The sequence below is a fragment of the Polaribacter sp. PL03 genome, from assembly GCF_033875165.1.
Taxonomy (GTDB): domain Bacteria; phylum Bacteroidota; class Bacteroidia; order Flavobacteriales; family Flavobacteriaceae; genus Polaribacter.
In genome coordinates this window covers 197,969-215,914 of record NZ_JAWZSV010000006.1, presented here as the reverse complement: position 1 = coordinate 215,914, position 17,946 = coordinate 197,969, and the positions used below count along the sequence as shown (strand labels likewise).

The following is a 17,946-nucleotide window of genomic DNA, read 5'->3' as shown; positions in this document are numbered from 1 at the left end:
ACATCTAAGCAGTTACTAATACTATTACTCTTATGAAAAATATAAAAATAATTCCGTTTTTACTATTACTAGTTTTTGCTAATTGCGAAAAAGTAGTAGATGTAGATTTACCTACAATAGCACCAAAACTAATTATAGATGCTTCTTTTGAAGTTCTATTTGATGAAAATCCTGTAACATCAAATGCGATTGTAAAACTTAAATTGTCTGCAGATTATTTTGACGAAAATATACCTGTTGTTACTAATGCAACCGTATTCTTAACCAACTTAACAGATAATTCTGTTGTTGCTTTTTCTGATACAAATACAGATGGTAATTACACACCAATAACTTCTTTTATACCCGAAGATGATATTTCGTATGAATTAACTGTAATTTATAAAAATGAAACCTATAAAGGTAAAGCAACTAAAGTGAAATCTACCCCATTTACAAACGTTGAGCAAGGTGATAAAACTCTTTTCTCCGGTAAAGAAACCGAATTAAGAGTAACTTTTAAAGATGAGCAAATTGTAGAAAATTATTATTTGTTCGATCTTAGTAAAAATTTATTTCTTGCTATTGATGATCGTTTTTTTGATGGTTCAGATTATAATTTCTCTTATTTTTACCAAGAAGATGAACTAGAATTACCTGCAACAGTTGCTATTAAAATGTCTGCCATCACAAAACAATATTATACCTATTTCGAAGTATTAGTAAGCCAAAGTGGACAAAATTCTGGTGGACCTTTTCAAGCTGTTCCTTCTTCTCTATTAGGTAATATGATAAATACTACAAATGAAGCTAATTTCCCTTTAGGGTATTTTCATATTTCTGAAACAGATACTTATATTATCGATTTAGTAGAAAAAAACTAAAACTTCACTTTAAATGAGTATTCAAGAATACAAAAAAACAGTATTTTTGAATGATGACTTTTATAAAAATAACAGAACAAGATTCAAAATACAATCATTTAGAAAAAATGACTGTAAAAGAATTATTAAGCAACATAAATAACGAAGATAAAACAGTGCCTTTTGCTGTAGAAAAATCTTTACCTCAAATAGAAATTTTAACAACTAATATTGTAGATAAATTAAAAAAAGGTGGAAGATTATTTTATATTGGCGCAGGAACTTCTGGTAGATTAGGTGTTGTAGATGCATCGGAATGTCCACCAACATTTGGTGTTTCGTACGAACTTGTAGTTGGTATTATTGCTGGTGGCGATGTTGCTATTAGAAATGCTGTAGAGTTTGCAGAAGATTCTAAAACACAAGGTTGGTTAGATTTACAAGAACATAATATTACTAATAAAGATGTTGTTATTGGTATTGCCGCTTCTGGCACAACACCATATGTAATTTCTGCTTTAGAAAAATGTAATGAAAACAATATTCTTACAGGTTGTATTGCCTGTAATAAGAATAGTCCGTTAGCAAGTGTTTCTAAATATCCTATAGAAGTAATTGTAGGGTCAGAATTTGTAACAGGAAGCTCTAGAATGAAAGCAGGAACTGCTCAAAAACTAGTTTTAAATATGCTATCTACTGCCACTATGATTCAGTTAGGCAAAATAAAAGGCAATAAAATGGTAGACATGCAATTGTCTAATAATAAGTTGGTAGAAAGAGGTCGAAAAATGTTAGCAAAAGAATTAAATATCAACCAAAGTGAAGCTGCTATATTATTAGAAAAATATGGTAATGTTAGAAATTCTATTCAAAATTATAAAAAATGAGTACAAACATAAACTTACTAGGTAAAGGTTTAAAATACTTGGGAATTTTAATTTTTCTATTTATTGCCTCTCCTATTTCACTTACAATAGGATTTAAAGCTTTAAAAAAGTTTGAAGACACACCTAAAGAATATCTATCTTATATTATTATAGTAGTAGCTGCAATTTTAATAATTTTCACAATTTACTTCGCTTTTAAAACATTTCAAGTTTTATTAAAAGCAATCTTTAATAATTAACAAATGCAGAATTCTGATGGAATCATCATCATACTTTCGTATCCAGATACAATTGTAAGACCCGCTTATTGGGAAACTTTAAGTAGTTTTTGGCCTAAACTTGGTATTGGTGGCGAGCATGCTGTACAAGCAGGTCACGCAGCTTTACTTTTACTACATAAAAATAATTCGGAAATAAATTATTTCGATTTTGGTAGATACATTACCACATATGGTAATGGTCGTGTTCGTTGTAAAGAAACAGACCCAGAATTAGATATTACAATTAAGGCGAAGTTTAAAAATGATGTGCTTTTAAATCTGGAAGAAATTTTACTTTGGATAGAAAATCATCCTGAAAAAACACATGGAGATGGTAGATTAGTTGCGAGTGTACATGAAGAAATAGACTTTAAAAAAGCAAAAACATACATTCACCAGTTAATTAACGAAAAAGAAATTCCTTATGGTGCTTTTCTTAAAAACGGAACCAATTGCGCACGATTTGTAACCGACACAATTATTGCTTCATCAGAAAATAAAAAGATTGGTAAACAGTTAAAAAAATCGAATTTACTAACTCCAAGTCCTATTGGTAATGTAATAAAAGGAAATACGAATAACATAATTTACAACGTTTACAATCAAGAAATTAGTCATTATAAAAACAGGTCTATTGTAAAAGAATACAAAGCATCTTTTCTAAATAAATTTGAAGGAGAACCTAATTTAAAAGGGACTGAACAACCTAATTTAGATGTTTTCGAATTAAGAAAAGGAACCTGGTTAGGCGGAATAGGAAGCGGTGCTTGGTTTAAGCTCGAAGAAAAAATAGATACCTCAACGTATAAAATAGCAAGGTACAATTCTGAAGGAAAAAAAGATTTTGAAGGTTTATTTTTAATAGATAAAACTGATTTTAATCATCTAGATAAACATCAATTTACACACCCAACAAGCTGTAGAGAAGTTTATATTCAACAAAAAAACAGCACTTTTTCTTTTTTAAAAAAGAATTAATTACTTGTAATATTTACCTTTTTAGGCGTTGTAGGATTGTAACCAAAATCTGAGTTTGGTAACGATACACCTAATTGATAAATTAAGTATCCAATACTTGCATAATGATGTGTTGCATGACTTTGAGCTTGCATTAAAACTCCTGCAATTGTATAATTTGCAGTTTCTTTTCCTAAACCCATATCATCACATACTTTAATTGTAATATTAAAATCTTCTTTATTTATCTTTTTTAATTGAGAAATTACCGTTTCAAAATATAGAATACCAACACTTGTTTCCTTTTCTGCACACTCATTTCTCTCTCTTACAGAGAAATCTACAAAACCACTATCTAACCCATTTAAAACACAAGAAAAGACATCTAAAACGTGGCGCATGTGGCAGCCTATACTAGAATTGTAAGGTGCTACAGATTTATTTGAATATTGTTCATCAGATATATTTTTTAAAAGTTGAATACCTCTTTGTAAGTTTTTCTCAATAGCTTCAATCATAAAATAAACTTTCTTTAATAGTCGTAAAAAGTACTTGCAATTTACAAGTTCTTAATCAATTTAAAAAATACGTAAACAACTATATAACAACAACATAATTATTAAATTTTTAATATAACAGAACTAACCTAAACATATTTATATTTTTTTGGCACGTTATTTGAAAATAGTTAATCAAATGCGGAAGTCGAAAAGCAATTAGAGTAGACAAAACCCTTAAAACCATATATTATGAAAAAAGGTGTACTTATATTATTAGGAATGTTCATGATGGTTTCAACTGTTGAAGCCAAAAACGGCAATTATTTACCAAACAACGTTGGGGTTAATTACTCTTATGATAACTCTGTAAACTTTATAGAAAGAGGTGTAGAATTTTTTATTTTCACAAACGGAGATTTCGATTTTAACACGAATTATAATGATAGTTATTATGATTATAATGGTGTTCGTACAAAAAGAACAGGCGTAACAATAGATAGAGATTATAGAGGAAGAGTAAGACGTGTAGGTTCTGTATTTATTAATTATGATGTAAGAGGAAATGTTTCTAGAGTTGGTAATACTTATATGAGATACTATAGAAGTAGACTTACTAATGTTGGTAATTTAACTGTTAAATATAACAGATACGGAGATCCTTTTTTTTATGGAAATGTAAAAGATAATTATTACTATAATAACGGAATTAGAATAAACTTAAATTTAGGAACTATCTCTAATTACAACGATGCTTATTTTTATAAAAACGACTTTAGAAGGAACTACACAAAATTTAGAGAAGATAGTAGATATTTTTATTATAAGTCTAACAAAAACGCTAAAATAGGGAAAAGAAGTACCATCTTGAAGAGAAGAAAACCAGTTGTAACAAACAGAAACAATAGTGTTGATAAAAAGCGTGAGAATACTACTTACAGAAAAGCTAACACTAGAAGAACTACTAATACTGCAACTAATAGAGATACTAACATAAAAAGAGGTACTACTTTAGACACTAGAAGAAGAGTAGAGACCGTAAAAAAACCTATAGTTAGAAGAGGTACAACTGTAAGCTCTAAATCGAAAAAAGAGAAAACAAAAAAAACTGAAGTTAGAAAAAGAACTACAGATAAGACTAAAGAAAGAAAAGTAACTACACGAAGAAGAAGTTAAAAACAAGTGTTTATACCTATAAATCTTAAACTAATTTCTTTTAGATTTGTAGTTTAGTTATAATTATTTGCAAAAGGAGAAGTTAAAAGTCCCATTTTTTAAAATGGGGCTTTTTATTTTTTAGTAAGTTTTATTGCCCTTATAAATAACTCCAAATATAATAATTTGGTTCTTGTCTACTGTCCCCCAACTTTATAAACTAAACATTTAATTACAATAAATGGAGCTAATTCAAAAACTCTTTACTTAAACTATTTTTTTGATTAGAAACCAAAACTAAGCTCTTAAAACAAAAAAAGACTACGGAAACCCGTAATCTAATTATTATATTAATGAAAATTATTTTCAAATAAGTCTATACTTTTTTTTTTTAAAATAATAACTTATTAAAGTACTGCGATATTAGCATGAAAATTTTATTTTTTTCTGGTGGTCTAAGGTATTATAATTATAGATTCAAAAATCATAGCAAAGAAGTACTAACTATTATAAACTAAAAAAAAGCAGCTAATAAGATTAGCTGCTTTTTTTGTAAAATATAATTTCGAGAAAATTATCTAATTAACTTTCTGTATTTAATTCGTTTTGGCATTAAATCACCTCCTAAACGAGCTTTCTTGTTTTCTTCATATTCAGAGAAACCTCCTTCAAAGAAGTATACTTCACTATTACCTTCAAAAGCTAAAATGTGTGTACAAACTCTATCTAAAAACCATCTATCGTGACTAATCACAACAGCACAACCAGCAAAATTATCTAAACCTTCCTCTAATGCTCTTAATGTATTTACATCTAAATCATTGGTAGGCTCATCTAATAATAAAACGTTTCCTTCTTCTTTTAACGTCATAGCTAAATGCAAACGGTTACGCTCTCCACCAGAAAGTGTATTCACTTTTTTGTTTTGTTCACTTCCAGAGAAATTAAAACGACTTAAATAAGCACGAGAATTTACTTGCTTACCTCCCATCATTACTAAATCTTGTCCATCAGAAAAGTTTTCCCAAATAGTTTTTTCTGGGTCAATATCAGAGTGTGCTTGATCTACATATGCAATTTTTGCAGTTTCACCTACATTAAAGCTTCCTGCATCAGGAGTTTCTTCTCCCATTATCATTTTAAAAATAGTAGTTTTACCAGCTCCATTGGGACCAATAATACCTACAATTCCTGCTTGTGGAAGATTAAATTCTAAATTGTCATATAATAATTTATCTCCAAATGCCTTAGAAACACCAGTTGCTTCAATAACATTTGTTCCTAAACGTGGTCCATTAGGAATATAAATTTCTAATTTTTCGTCTGTTTGCTTTTGGTCTTGACTCATTAATTTGTCATAATTCTTCAAACGTGCTTTTTGCTTTGTTTGACGACCTTTTGCTCCTTGACGAACCCAATCTAATTCTCTTTCTAAAGTTTTTTGATGTTTAGAAGCTGTTTTGCTTTCTTGTGCCATTCTCTTAGATTTTTGATCTAACCAAGCAGCATAATTTCCTTTCCAAGGAATTCCTTCTCCTCTATCTAATTCAAGAATCCAACCAGCAACATTATCTAAGAAATATCTATCATGCGTTACAGCAATAACAGTTCCTTTATATTGTGCTAAATGGTGCTCTAACCAATGTACAGATTCTGCATCTAAGTGATTGGTAGGCTCATCTAATAATAAAATCTCTGGCTCTTGTAATAACAATCTACATAAAGCAACACGTCTTTTTTCTCCACCAGAAAGTACTCCAATTTTCTTATCAGAATCTGGCGTTCTTAACGCATCCATTGCTATTTCTAATTTGGTATCTAATTCCCAAGCATTGGCCGCATCAATTTTATCTTGTAAAACTGCTTGTTGTGCCATTAGCTTATCCATCTTATCTGCATCAGAATACACTTCTTCTAAACCAAACATATCGTTTATTTTATTGTACTCTTCTAAAATTGCAACTGTTTCTGCAACTCCTTCTTTTACAACTTCTAAAACTGTTTTCTCTGGATCTAATTGTGGCTCTTGTTCTAAGTACCCAACATTATAACCTGGTGCAAAAGTAACTTCACCTTGAAAATTCTTTTCTACTCCTGCAATAATTTTTAATAAAGTTGATTTTCCTGATCCATTTAAACCAAGAATACCAATTTTTGCTCCGTAATAGAAGCTTAAGTAAATATCTTTTAAAACTTGTTTACCTGTTGATTTATAAGTTTTAGACAACTTACTCATCGAAAAGATTACTTTCTTATCGTCGCTCATTTTTATATATTATTTTGAAAATTTATTTTTGATAAAACTGAAATTAAGAGTTCTAGATTGAAACTATAAAACTAGCTTTAAACTCTTCCTTTTAATGCATTAAAAACCCATGCAATTGCAAAAAAACCAACACCAACAGATGCAAATCCCCATCCTGCAACTTCATTGTACCTAAAAGCGCCTAGAGCAATTAAACCTAATCCTACAAGTATCATTATAAGTGTTGCCCAAGCAAGCACTGTATTCTTATTCATTCCCATAATTTGTAAATAGTTAGTTTGGGCGCAAATATCGTTATTTTTTTTTGTTTCTTAAACTCGTAGAAAAGTATAATTTTTTAAGGAGCAATAAACCAGCTTAAAGTGTACAAAATTAATAGCGGCTTCTTCCCCTACCTTGGTTATTTCTTCTACCCATATTCTGTTGTGGCGCACTATTTTGTTTAGGTTGTTTTGGTATTAATTTTCTTTTTTCTGCTTTTTGATATTTCTTCCACTTTTTTAACTGTTTCTTAGATAAAAAAGTTACCAATTCATCATTTAAGTTTTTTTCGTAAAGATCTACACTATCTCTAATAGGTAAAATAGTAGCTTCTACTTTTTTCCCAATTCTTTCAGCTAAATCTCTATTCGTGTATAATTGGTTTCCTAAAGTATTTATAGTAAGCTCTAATTCTTGAAGCTCTGGAGTATTTAAAAATGATAATTTTTTAACTTTATCATTATAAATTCTTAATAATTTAATTGTTTTATTCTTAGTAATATCATCTTTTACCTTTATTGCTTTAGGCACTTCTAAGAAATTATAATAAAAGATTTTAGCTGCATTTTTCGCATTATATTTTGGAAACTTTGGAGCCTCTTGTCCAAAAGAAAAAGAACTTATAAATAATACCAGTATAATTACTATTTTTTTCATCTATCTAATTTAAGAAACAAAAGTATAAAAAGAATTACAATTCAGCTGCTAATCTTGCACCTTGATTTATAGCTCTTTTTGCATCTAATTCACTTGCAAAATCTGCACCACCAATAACATGTACATTTTTACCCGCATCTAATAAGGGTTGGTATAATTCTTTAAATGGAGTTTGACCCGCACAAATAACAATATTATCTACTTTTAGTATTTTAGTTTCTTCATTCTGAACATAATGCAAACCTTCATCATCTATTTTTGTATAAGAAACTTCGCCAATAAACTCAACTTTCTTTTTCTTTAAAGTAGATCGATGAATCCAACCGGTTGTTTTACCTAGATTACCACCAAACTTTCCTTTGCTTCTTTTAAACATAAAAATTTCTCTTGGTGATGGTTCAAATTCTGGTTTTACACCTTCAATTCCTGATCTAGCTTTTAATGATTTATCTATTCCCCACTCCTTTAACCAAGCATCTATATTTAATGAAGTCGATTCTCCTTCATGTGTTAAATATTCTGAAACATCAAAACCAATTCCTCCTGCTCCAATTACAGCAACACGTTTTCCTACTGGTTTCTTCAATTTTAGAACATCAATATAACTTAATACTTTTGGGTTTTCTATACCTTCGATCTTTAATTCTCTTGGTTTAATACCAGTCGCAATTATAATTTCATCAAAATCAGATTTTAATAAATCTTCTTTAGAAACTCTAGTATTTAACAATACACTTACCTTATGAAGTTCTATTTGTTTATTAAAATAACGTAATGTTTCATAAAACTCTTCTTTACCTGGTATTTGTTTTGCAATATTAAACTGCCCACCAATTTCTTTACCTGCATCAAATAAAGTAACAAGATGCCCTCTTTGTGCTGCAATTGTTGCTGCAGCTAATCCTGCAGGTCCTGCACCAATTACAGCTATTTTCTTCGGTTTATTTGTTGCATTATAAACTAATTCCGTTTCATGACAAGCTCTAGGATTTACCAAACAACTTGCTACTTTCTGTTGAAAAACATGATCTAAACAAGCCTGATTACAACCAATACATGTATTTATTTCATCACTTTTATCGGCTTCCGCTTTATTTACCCATTCTGGATCTGCCAAAAAAGGACGCGCCATAGAAACCATATCTGCATCTCCTTCTGCCAATATTTTTTCAGCAGTATCTGGCATATTTATTCTGTTCGAAGTTATCAAAGGAATCGATAATTCTTCTTTCATTTTCTTTGTAACCCAAGTAAATGCTGCTCGAGGAACCGATGTAGAAATCGTTGGTATTCTTGCTTCATGCCAACCAATACCTGTATTAATAATGGTTGCTCCTGCTTTTTCAATTTCTTTACCTAATAAAACTACCTCTTCCCAAGAAGATCCATTTTCTACCAAATCTAACATAGATAATCTGTAGATAATAATAAATTCTTTACCAACAGCTTCTCTAGTTTGTTTTACCAATTCAATAGGCAAACGCATTCTGTTTTCATACTCTCCTCCCCAAGAATCTGTTCTCTTATTGGTTCTTTTTGCTATAAATTGATTAATTAAATAACCTTCAGATCCCATAATCTCTATACCATCATAACCTGCAATTTTCGATAATTTTGCAGAGTTTACAAAATCTCTAATTGTTCTTTTAATACCAGATTGTGTTAACTTAAATGGTTTAAATGGTGTTATTGGCGATTTTATTTTTGATGGAGCAACACTAAACGGATGATATCCATAACGACCTGCATGTAAAATCTGCATACAAATTTTACCGCCTTCTTTATGAACAGCAGCTGTTATTTTCTGATGTTCTTTTGCGTGCTTTTTAGTAGACATTCTAGAAGAGAAAGGCCCTGTCCAACCTTGTACATTTGGTGCTATTCCACCAGTAACAATTAAGCCAACTCCGCCTTTTGCTCTTTCTGCATAATACGCTGCAATTTTTTCTAATCCGTTTTTTTCTTCTTCTAAACCTGTGTGCATAGAACCCATTAGAATTCTATTTTTTAAAGTTGTGAATCCTAAATCTAATGGTTCAAAAATGTGCTTGTATTTCATAATATTGGAATTAAATTTACTATGCATGCATAATACTTTGCAAGATATGTTTATTTTTTGAACTTAAAAAGTAAAAGAGTTAATTACAAAACCATATGAACTAAGGTAAGCTTTATTTTCCTTTTAATTTTGTATGAAGTTTAAAATAGCATGTAGCGTAAGTATTAATCTGCTTCGTCTTTTTAACTAGAAAATATAAATAATCATCTAAAAATAACTCGCATGAGCAAAGCAAATATCACTACAACAAACCCAGCAACAGAAGAAAAAATAAATAATTTTAATTACTTGTCTGATGCTGAACTAGAAAAAAGCATTAAAAATTGTCAAGAAGCTTTTTTAGATTGGAAGCTAGAAACTTTTGAAAAACGTGCTGAAATTATCGAATCTATTGGAAAAAATTTAGCTAAAAACAAAACTGAATTATCAAAATTGATGACCCAGGAAATGGGTAAATTATTAAGTCAAAGTGAACAAGAAGTAGATCTTTGTGTTGGCATTTGTAATTATACTGCTAAAAATGGTCCTGAAAACTTAAAAGATGAACAACGTACTTTAAGTAACGGAACCAAAGGGATTGTAAGTTATTCGCCTACTGGTATTATATACGGAATTCAGCCTTGGAATTACCCTTCTTACCAAGTAATTAGATATGCAATTGTAAACTTAATGGCAGGAAACGGTGTTTTATTAAAACATGCTTCTAATGTAACAGGAACAGGACAATTATTAGAAAAAATATTTACAGAAGCGGGCTTACCTAAAGGCTTATTTAAAGCATTAATTGTTTCTCATGAGCAATCTGATACTATTATTAAAAACAAACATGTTAGAGGAGTAACGTTAACAGGAAGTTCTGATGCAGGAAGAAATATTGGAAAAAAAGCTACTTCTCAGCTTAAAAAAGTAGTTTTAGAATTAGGTAGTAATGATGCTTATGTTGTGCTTGAAGATGCAGATATAGAAAATGCAATTAAAGTATGTGTACAAGGTAGAATCTATAACAATGGTGAAACATGTATTGCTGCAAAAAGATTTGTTGTTGTAGATAAAGTGTATGATGCCTTTAAGGAAGGTTTTGTAAAAGCAATGAAAGATATAAAAGTTGGAAATCCTTTAGAAAAAGACACAGATATGGGACCTATTGCAAGAAAAGATTTAAGAACAACATTGCATGAACAAGTTGAAGAGAGTGTTGCAAAAGGTGCTAAAATTTTATGTGGTGGAAAAATACCTGACGGAAGAGGATACTACTATCCTGTTACCGTTTTAGAAAATGTAACACCAGGTCAACCTGCATATGATGACGAATTATTCGGTCCAGTTGCAGCGCTTATAAAAGCGAAGGATGAAAAAGATGCAATGAGAATTGCAAACGACAGTAAATTTGGTTTAGGTGGTGGTATTTTTTCTAAAGATATTGAAAAAGCCAAAAACTTAGCTCAGAATCATTTTGATACCGGAATGGTGTTTATAAATACCTTTGGTACAGCAAACCCTTCAATGCCTTTTGGTGGTGTAAAAGACTCTGGTTTTGGAAGAGAACACGGTGGTTTTGGAATTAAAGAATTTGTAAATATAAAATCGATTGTTATTGGATAATAAATAACATTTTGCAAACTATAAAAACCCTATTCTTTAAAAGAATAGGGTTTTTTATTACCTATTCATTGGAACATCGATAACCAATAATTTACTGTTCTTAGTTGCTCTAATAAAAACTTTTTCTGTCTCTGTAATTCCTAAAGCATCTCTTGCTTCTAAAGTTTCGTCTTCTATTGAAACTGCTCCTTCAATTAAGAAAAAATAAGCTCCGTTTTTTAATTCGTATGTTGCTTCTAAGTCTTTGTCTAAATCTATCATAGACAAATATGCTTGTTGATTTATTGGCAAAGAATCTGCTATTTGTTTGTCTTTTGGAGAAACTAAAACTTGAAATTTATTTTTTCGTTCTGCTTTATCAAACATTTTTTGATTGTAATAAGGTGTTACATTTTCGGCTTCTGGAATAATCCATAGTTGTAAAAAATTAACGGCAGCTGTTTTACTGTCATTAAATTCTGAATGTGTAATACCTGTACCAGCACTCATTACTTGTATTTCTCCTAATTCTATTGCTCGTTTATTATCCATATTATCTTTGTGAGATAAAGATCCGGAAATAGGAATAGAAATAATTTCCATGTTTTTATGAGGATGCGTACCAAAACCCATATTGGGCTGTACAAGATCATCATTTAAAACACGTAACATTCCAAAATTCATTCTTTCTACATTCTGATAACTTGCAAAACTAAATGTGTGATACGATTTTAACCAACCGTGGTTTGCTAATCCTCTTGTTGTTGCTTTGTGAATTATTTTTTTCATTTTCTTTTAATTTAAAAATCTGCAAAAAAGAAATAACTTTTATACTGTTTCTAAAAGTTGATAGACGCTCTTTTGCGTTAGGGATTGAGGCATTTGTTGAAGCTCATTTTCTTTTTCTGAAAATAGCGACTGCCGAAAGCGCGCCCCTTTTCGGGGAACGCCCAAATATTAATATAAATAGCCCATTTTACCTTGATTATAATCGCGCATTGCTTCTAAAATTTCGGTTTGAGTGTTCATTACGTATGGCCCGTATTGCGTAATTTTTTCTTTAATTGCTACTCCTGATAAAATTAAAATTGTACTTGGTTTATTTGCTATAAAATGAATGGTATTTCCATCTTGATGAAAGGTTATCATTTGGTTTTTTCCTTTTTCTAAAACAGCGTCATTATTAACTAAAATCTCTCCTTCTAACAAGTAAATTAAAGATTGATGATTTTCTGGAATGTTAATTTCTAGCTTTCCTCCTACGGCAGCATTTGCTGTAAATACATTTACTTCTGTTTGAGTATTGATAAGACCAGATTCGTTATTTTGATTTCCTGCAATTAGATTTAATTGTATTTTTTTATCGTTAGAAAATAACTTCGGAATTTGTTTTTCTTCTAAATGTTGATAATTAGGCGTCATCATTTTATTTTTTGCAGGTAGGTTTAACCACAACTGAATTCCTTCTAAATCACCTCCTTTTTTTACGAAGTCTTTGGTGGGCGCTTCTGCGTGAATAATTCCTCGTCCGGCAGTTGTCCATTGTACACCTCCTGCTTTTACAACCATTTCATTACCTAGAGAATCTCTATGCAATTGTTCGCCTTTAAATAGTAGGGTTATCGGTTCGAAACCTCTGTGTGGATGTGGACCTAAATCGAACGGATTGTTAAATTCTGAGATTGCGTAAGGGCCATAATGATGTAGTAACAAAAACGGATCTACATTTTCGATTCCTTCTGTTGGTAATGGTTGACGCAGTTTTATTGGCCCCATATTTACCAATGGACTTGCTACTTTATCTTTTATAGTTTTAAGGATTTTCATTTTATTTGCACATTACTTATTTTCCTTGGAAAATAATTTAGTAAATTTTTTCTATCTAATTTTATCTAAGAGATCGCTTAAGGTTGTTGCTTCTTCATCTGTTAAATTATCTAAAAATGAAAGGTTTTTATTATCATCTATATTAGATAATAATTCTAAACCATTTTCTGTTATCTTAACATATACTACTCTTCTGTCATGCTCACAACGTTCTCTTTCTATTAGGCTTTTATCGCATAACTTATCCATTAAACGGGTTGCATTAGGCGCTCTTTCAATCATTCTATCTTTTACAATTTGCACCTTAATTTTATCTTTTGCTCCTCGTAAAATTCTTAAAATATTGTACTGCTGTGGCGAGATTGCATAAGGTTTAAAAAACTCATTTTCCTTGCTGCTTAACCAATTTGCTGTATACTTTATATTTATTAAAGCTTTCAATTTATTGCTTTCAAATTTAGATTTTATGTCTTTAGAAATATCACCCATAATTATGCTCTTAAACTTAAATCTTGCATTATCTTATTAAATTCTTCTGTTGTTGGTGTTAAATACACTTTATCATCAACAAATAATGTAGGAAATTTTACAACTCCGCCATATAATTCTTTACTATGTTCTCTTGCTTCTGCATCTTTTGAAACGTCTTTATAAATATAATCTTCATCTGTTGAATTTAAAAAATTTTTAAATGCAACTGTATATGCGTGCCCTTGTTTTCCGTATAAAGTTATCTTCATCTTTTTATTGATTTATAGCGTTTTCAAATTTACTTATTTGTTCTTTTAATAACGTTAACAACTCTGTATTAGTTATTTTACCTTCTTTAAAATTATCTTGAAAGCTAGGTAAAGAGAAAGAAATTAATTCTTTTGCTCCTTGTCTAGAAAATCTTGCAATAGCAGTTTCTAAGACTGATAGTCCGCCTCTTTCTCCTGGTGATGTTGCCATTAATAATAATGGTTTGTCTCTAAAAACATTTCCTTCTATTACAGAACTCCAATCGAAAATATTTTTAAAAGCTGAGGCATAAGAACCATTATGTTCTGCTAAAGAAAGTATAAAACCATCGTAATTATCTAATAAAGAAGTAAACTTTTTAGCATCTTCTGGTATTGCTTTTTTATGTTCATCTTCACTGTAAATGGGTAATGTAAAATCTCTTAAATCGATTACATCAAACTGCGTGTTTTCTAAATTTTCTGCAGCAAATATTGCTAACTTTTTATTTATAGATGTTGAGCTTGTGCTTCCTGCAAATGTTAATATTTTTTTCATAATTATAAATTTTATTAGTTCTCGATACAATTACCCTGAAAAAAGTGTAATTATTAGAACTCAAATACCGTAACTAAAAACTATTTAATTTATAGTTGTAACTATTTTTGTTTCTCCTTTTACCATTTTTGCAACAGGACATTTACCAGCAAACACAATTAATTTTTTTCTTTGTTCTTCTGTTATTTCTTTTTCAAAAGATATTTCCTCCGTTAAATACGTTCCGTTTTCATCTTGATGCTGGGTAACCTTTACTGTTACCTCACCAATATGCCAACCTCTTCTTTCTGCATAGGTTCTTAATGTCATAGAAACACAACCTCCTATTGCTGCTAATAGATATTCTACAGGTGTTGCACCACTATCATCGCCTCCAGAAGCAACAGATTGATCCATTGTTAGAAAGTGATTTCTAGTTTTTGCTTCTGCCAAATAGTTTTTGTTTGTTAAAACTACCTCTGCTGTTTTAAGCTCTGCCATTTGCAATTTTCTTGCTGGTTACGTAAGATGTAATTAGAAAAACCATTGCTGCTATAGAGGCTCCTTGTTCTCCATCTCCTATCATTACATGTGCAAAAAAAGCGAATATAAATGCGAAGAAAAAACCTGCATATGCCCATTCTTTTATTGTTTTATTTGATAAAAACCATACAGCAACTAAGCCTAATAATTTTGCAATTGCATATGGGTAAATAATGTATGTTGGGTAACCAAAATTGGTAAACATACCAGCTACTGCTTCGTGATTGAAAATATACATTCCTGCAGAAAAAAGCATAATTACGGTTAATAATGCTGTAGAAATATAATAAATAATTTTTGTAGTTTTCATCTTGAATATTTTAATTCTTGACAAAGTTACATTAAATATATTTACTTTCCAAGGAATATACTTCTAAGGAATATTATCGATTTAATAAAAATAGAACACCTTCAGGTTTTTAAAATCTGAAGGTGCTTTATAATAGTTTAGCTACTCTTTTAATAATTAGCTTTAATGCTGCTAACAAATAAGTCTAGCCCTGATTGAAACGGCATCCTTTTTTTGTTTTTATCAAAAAAAGATATAGTGAAAAGTAGGAAATAGCTACAAAAACTACTGATTAATTTTAATAGAATCTATTTGTTTTTGAAGTCTTTGTATTTCTTTAACACTCTTCTCTTTTTTAGATATTAATTTAATAGAATCTAAAATAGATTGATTTTTTTCTAAAACAGTTTTCTCTTTCTCGAAATAAACGTTTGCGCCTTCACTTGTTCTCCAAGCTTCGTTTAATTGATTATAAACCTCTTCATTCCAAGTACTTGGTTTCTTAGCATTTATCCATACTACATCTCTGTATTCGCTATCTACCAAAGCTAAATCTGGTGTTGCAGAACCATCAAATTGTTCTGGGTTATCATCGCTAATTGTAGATACTGTTCCTAGAAAAAACATACGTTTTCTACCTGCAATGTTCTTTATATATGGTCTAAATTCTACGGGTGTATTCGAGCTCCAATCGTATTCTTTTTTAGATTCTTTAACTTTTAAAGGCATTGCAGAAACACCTGCATAACCTTGTTTTTTAGCTGCGTGGTTATAAAAATATAATTTATCTGTACCGTCTGCAGGAATAAAAACACTGTAACTTAAACTTGTTCTTTCATCTCCTACTGGTTCTAAACCAAACCAATGATATAGACCACTAAAAGCATCTGTTTTTGTGTCTGAAAAATCGAAATCTGTTACATAAGGTTGTGCATTTTGGTCTTTTGGTGCTGTAGGTATTTTTACGGCACTTTCCATATTCCAAGGCAAAGGATCTGAGAAACCTGCTAAGAACTTTAAACTTTCTGCCTGTAAACGAGATACTTTTTCTGCTAATGTATTTTGCTTGGTTAAATACGCGTAATCTTTCATTTCTTCTGGAGAAATATAAATTCCTTTACCTATTGTAATTCTTTCTAAATAATCTTTAAAAGTATGCTCTCCGTTTTCAATAACCATTACACCACCAAAAGTTGGATACGGAAAAAAGAAGCCTTTCCATTTTATTAAACTTACTACCTCTACCCAAGCACCTTTATCATTTTTCATATAATACGTGTCACTTGGTTCGTAATTAAACAACATCCATGGGTTTAATCGCTGCACAACTGCATTATAGGTGTTTCTACTAAACTTTAAAGATTCTCCAATAGAAAATGTAACCGGAATTCTGTTTTCTGATGAAAAACGTGGAAATGGTGTTGTACTAGATACTGAAAAAACTTCTTCTGTATTGTCTTTTATTCCTTGCCAAACATATTTCTCTGTTGGCTGAATTGCCATTGTCCATTGATTTGAACCATCTACTCTAACTAAGTGTGGTAATGAAACGTCTTTGGTTTCCCCTACAGATTCATTTGCCATTGAAAAAATATTTCTTAAGGGTTGAATTCTCTCATTTTGAGTTAAAGGAAGTTCTACGATTTCTATTTTATTTAGATCATTAAAAACATTGTAAGTTTTCATGTAATCGTAAAATTTCATGTTCCAGCCTACATAATAAACAATTCCGAAAAAGACCGTTAAGAAAATTAAAATACCTATCCTTTTTCCTGTACTTGCAGATTGTCTAAATTTTCTTAAACCAAAATATAAGATTGCAAAACACAATAAAATAATGAAAATAAATTTCCTTACAAATAATAACGCAGGTTGATAATCATCTCTTAAAAAGAATAATAACCCTAAAATTAGAATACTTAATAGAACAATTGTTTTCTTTTGTCTTGGTCCTTTAATCCAGTAATTTTTAATCATAATCTTTAAATATCCTTATCACTAATTCTTAAAAATATAACACTACTTAAAATATATTTTTGTCTTTGCAAAAATAATAAACTTTATAAAAGCCCTTTCTCTTTTAAGCGCTCTCTTGCACTTTTTTCTTTAACTTTTGTTTTTTCTATTTCCTTTTCTAAAACAACAGGTTCTTCTCCTCTTAAATCACCAACAAAATCTTTACCTTTTTCTAATACATCTTTAAAACTATCTCCTAAAGAATCTGCTTGTTCTTCTATAATTTCTGATGATTTAAAAATTAAACCCGCTAAATAAGTTCCTATTAATGTACCAAAAATCATAGAAGCAAATAAAGAAACCGTAGCAACATCTATTGGTATTAAAAAACGTGTAACTAAAATAACTATTAAGAAAAAAGAAACGATAAAAACCAATCTTAAAAGAAAATTCTGTTCATAAAAAAAACCTTTTCTATCTGTTGGTTTCATTTGTAATTCTTTCGAATTCATTAATTTATTAAAAAATCGATAAACCTTATTTGTTCTAGATTCTCTCCAATATAAAATTACTCCGAATAAAATTGCGGCGATAAATATGATAAGTTCTAATGTCATAATTTTAGCTTTAGTGCTGTTATAATTTAAGTTTA

At 30.1% G+C, this 17,946-nt stretch carries 20 protein-coding genes; 6 read left to right on the top strand and 14 right to left on the bottom strand.

Translation table 11 applies throughout. The features are described 5' to 3' along the window. Positions 1-32 precede the first annotated feature (32 nt). The 4 genes from SHK09_RS13595 to SHK09_RS13580 are packed head-to-tail and all read left to right on the top strand — an operon-like array spanning position 33 to position 2,967. Positions 33-863: a DUF4249 family protein gene (locus SHK09_RS13595; RefSeq protein ID WP_319811333.1), complete on the top strand. Its 831-nt coding sequence runs from the start codon at positions 33-35 to the stop codon at positions 861-863. Between the two features lie 53 nt (positions 864-916). Continuing rightward, the gene (gene murQ / locus SHK09_RS13590; RefSeq protein ID WP_319811391.1) at positions 917-1,729 is read left to right on the top strand and encodes an N-acetylmuramic acid 6-phosphate etherase; all 813 of its coding nucleotides are present in this window, start codon (positions 917-919) and stop codon (positions 1,727-1,729) included. Continuing rightward, positions 1,726-1,968, top strand: a complete 243-nt coding sequence (locus SHK09_RS13585; protein WP_319811332.1) for a DUF6095 family protein — start codon at positions 1,726-1,728, stop codon at positions 1,966-1,968. The genes murQ and SHK09_RS13585 overlap by 4 nt, the downstream gene beginning before the upstream one ends. A gap of 3 nt (positions 1,969-1,971) precedes the next feature. After that, positions 1,972-2,967, top strand: coding sequence for a DUF6695 family protein (locus SHK09_RS13580; protein WP_319811331.1), 996 nt, complete (start codon positions 1,972-1,974; stop codon positions 2,965-2,967). On the opposite strand, the gene SHK09_RS13575 is transcribed toward SHK09_RS13580, so the two are convergent. Continuing rightward, on the bottom strand, positions 2,964-3,464 hold the full coding sequence (locus SHK09_RS13575) for a DinB family protein (protein WP_319811330.1): 501 nt from the start codon (positions 3,462-3,464) through the stop codon (positions 2,964-2,966). The two genes, SHK09_RS13580 and SHK09_RS13575, sit on opposite strands and share 4 nt — an antisense overlap. Positions 3,465-3,695: 231 nt before the next feature. On the opposite strand from SHK09_RS13575, the gene SHK09_RS13570 reads away from it, so the two are divergent. After that, positions 3,696-4,619, top strand: coding sequence for a hypothetical protein (locus tag SHK09_RS13570; protein ID WP_319811329.1), 924 nt, complete (start codon positions 3,696-3,698; stop codon positions 4,617-4,619). 553 nt (positions 4,620-5,172) lie between these two features. Here SHK09_RS13570 and ettA read toward each other — a convergent pair. The 4 genes from ettA to SHK09_RS13550 all read right to left on the bottom strand — a co-directional run bounded on the left by ettA (position 5,173) and on the right by SHK09_RS13550 (position 9,841). Further along, positions 5,173-6,864 (bottom strand): energy-dependent translational throttle protein EttA, encoded by a 1,692-nt coding sequence (gene ettA / locus SHK09_RS13565; RefSeq protein ID WP_319811328.1) that lies wholly within the window; start codon positions 6,862-6,864, stop codon positions 5,173-5,175. Between the two features lie 77 nt (positions 6,865-6,941). Beyond that, positions 6,942-7,124 (bottom strand): CAL67264 family membrane protein, encoded by a 183-nt coding sequence (locus SHK09_RS13560; protein ID WP_319811327.1) that lies wholly within the window; start codon positions 7,122-7,124, stop codon positions 6,942-6,944. A 112-nt stretch (positions 7,125-7,236) separates the two neighbouring features. Beyond that, positions 7,237-7,782 (bottom strand): hypothetical protein, encoded by a 546-nt coding sequence (locus SHK09_RS13555; protein WP_319811326.1) that lies wholly within the window; start codon positions 7,780-7,782, stop codon positions 7,237-7,239. Positions 7,783-7,816: 34 nt separating this feature from the next. Next, positions 7,817-9,841: an NADPH-dependent 2,4-dienoyl-CoA reductase gene (locus SHK09_RS13550; RefSeq protein WP_319811325.1), complete on the bottom strand. Its 2,025-nt coding sequence runs from the start codon at positions 9,839-9,841 to the stop codon at positions 7,817-7,819. A 222-nt stretch (positions 9,842-10,063) separates the two neighbouring features. Between SHK09_RS13550 and SHK09_RS13545 the strand changes: the two genes are divergently transcribed. Continuing rightward, entirely contained in the window at positions 10,064-11,443 is a 1,380-nt protein-coding gene (locus SHK09_RS13545; RefSeq protein ID WP_319811324.1) for an NAD-dependent succinate-semialdehyde dehydrogenase, read from the top strand. A 57-nt stretch (positions 11,444-11,500) separates the two neighbouring features. Here SHK09_RS13545 and SHK09_RS13540 read toward each other — a convergent pair whose 3' ends face one another. The 9 genes from SHK09_RS13540 to SHK09_RS13500 form a co-directional block, all read right to left on the bottom strand. Further along, complete coding sequence (locus tag SHK09_RS13540; RefSeq protein ID WP_319811323.1) at positions 11,501-12,211, bottom strand: pirin family protein; 711 nt, start codon at positions 12,209-12,211, stop codon at positions 11,501-11,503. Between the two features lie 168 nt (positions 12,212-12,379). Then, positions 12,380-13,249 (bottom strand): pirin family protein, encoded by an 870-nt coding sequence (locus tag SHK09_RS13535; RefSeq protein ID WP_319811322.1) that lies wholly within the window; start codon positions 13,247-13,249, stop codon positions 12,380-12,382. A 51-nt stretch (positions 13,250-13,300) separates the two neighbouring features. Next, positions 13,301-13,738, bottom strand: coding sequence for a MarR family winged helix-turn-helix transcriptional regulator (locus SHK09_RS13530; protein WP_319811321.1), 438 nt, complete (start codon positions 13,736-13,738; stop codon positions 13,301-13,303). Positions 13,739-13,740: 2 nt separating this feature from the next. Next, positions 13,741-13,989, bottom strand: coding sequence for a glutaredoxin family protein (locus SHK09_RS13525; protein ID WP_319811320.1), 249 nt, complete (start codon positions 13,987-13,989; stop codon positions 13,741-13,743). Between the two features lie 4 nt (positions 13,990-13,993). After that, complete coding sequence (locus tag SHK09_RS13520; protein ID WP_319811319.1) at positions 13,994-14,527, bottom strand: NAD(P)H-dependent oxidoreductase; 534 nt, start codon at positions 14,525-14,527, stop codon at positions 13,994-13,996. Between the two features lie 84 nt (positions 14,528-14,611). Continuing rightward, entirely contained in the window at positions 14,612-15,007 is a 396-nt protein-coding gene (locus tag SHK09_RS13515; RefSeq protein ID WP_319811318.1) for an OsmC family protein, read from the bottom strand. Next, the gene (locus SHK09_RS13510) at positions 14,994-15,359 is read right to left on the bottom strand and encodes a DoxX family protein (protein ID WP_319811317.1); all 366 of its coding nucleotides are present in this window, start codon (positions 15,357-15,359) and stop codon (positions 14,994-14,996) included. The genes SHK09_RS13515 and SHK09_RS13510 overlap by 14 nt, the downstream gene beginning before the upstream one ends. A gap of 264 nt (positions 15,360-15,623) precedes the next feature. Further along, on the bottom strand, positions 15,624-17,315 hold the full coding sequence (locus tag SHK09_RS13505) for a hypothetical protein (RefSeq protein WP_319811316.1): 1,692 nt from the start codon (positions 17,313-17,315) through the stop codon (positions 15,624-15,626). 83 nt (positions 17,316-17,398) lie between these two features. Then, positions 17,399-17,911, bottom strand: coding sequence for a hypothetical protein (locus SHK09_RS13500; RefSeq protein ID WP_319811315.1), 513 nt, complete (start codon positions 17,909-17,911; stop codon positions 17,399-17,401). Positions 17,912-17,946 lie beyond the last annotated feature (35 nt).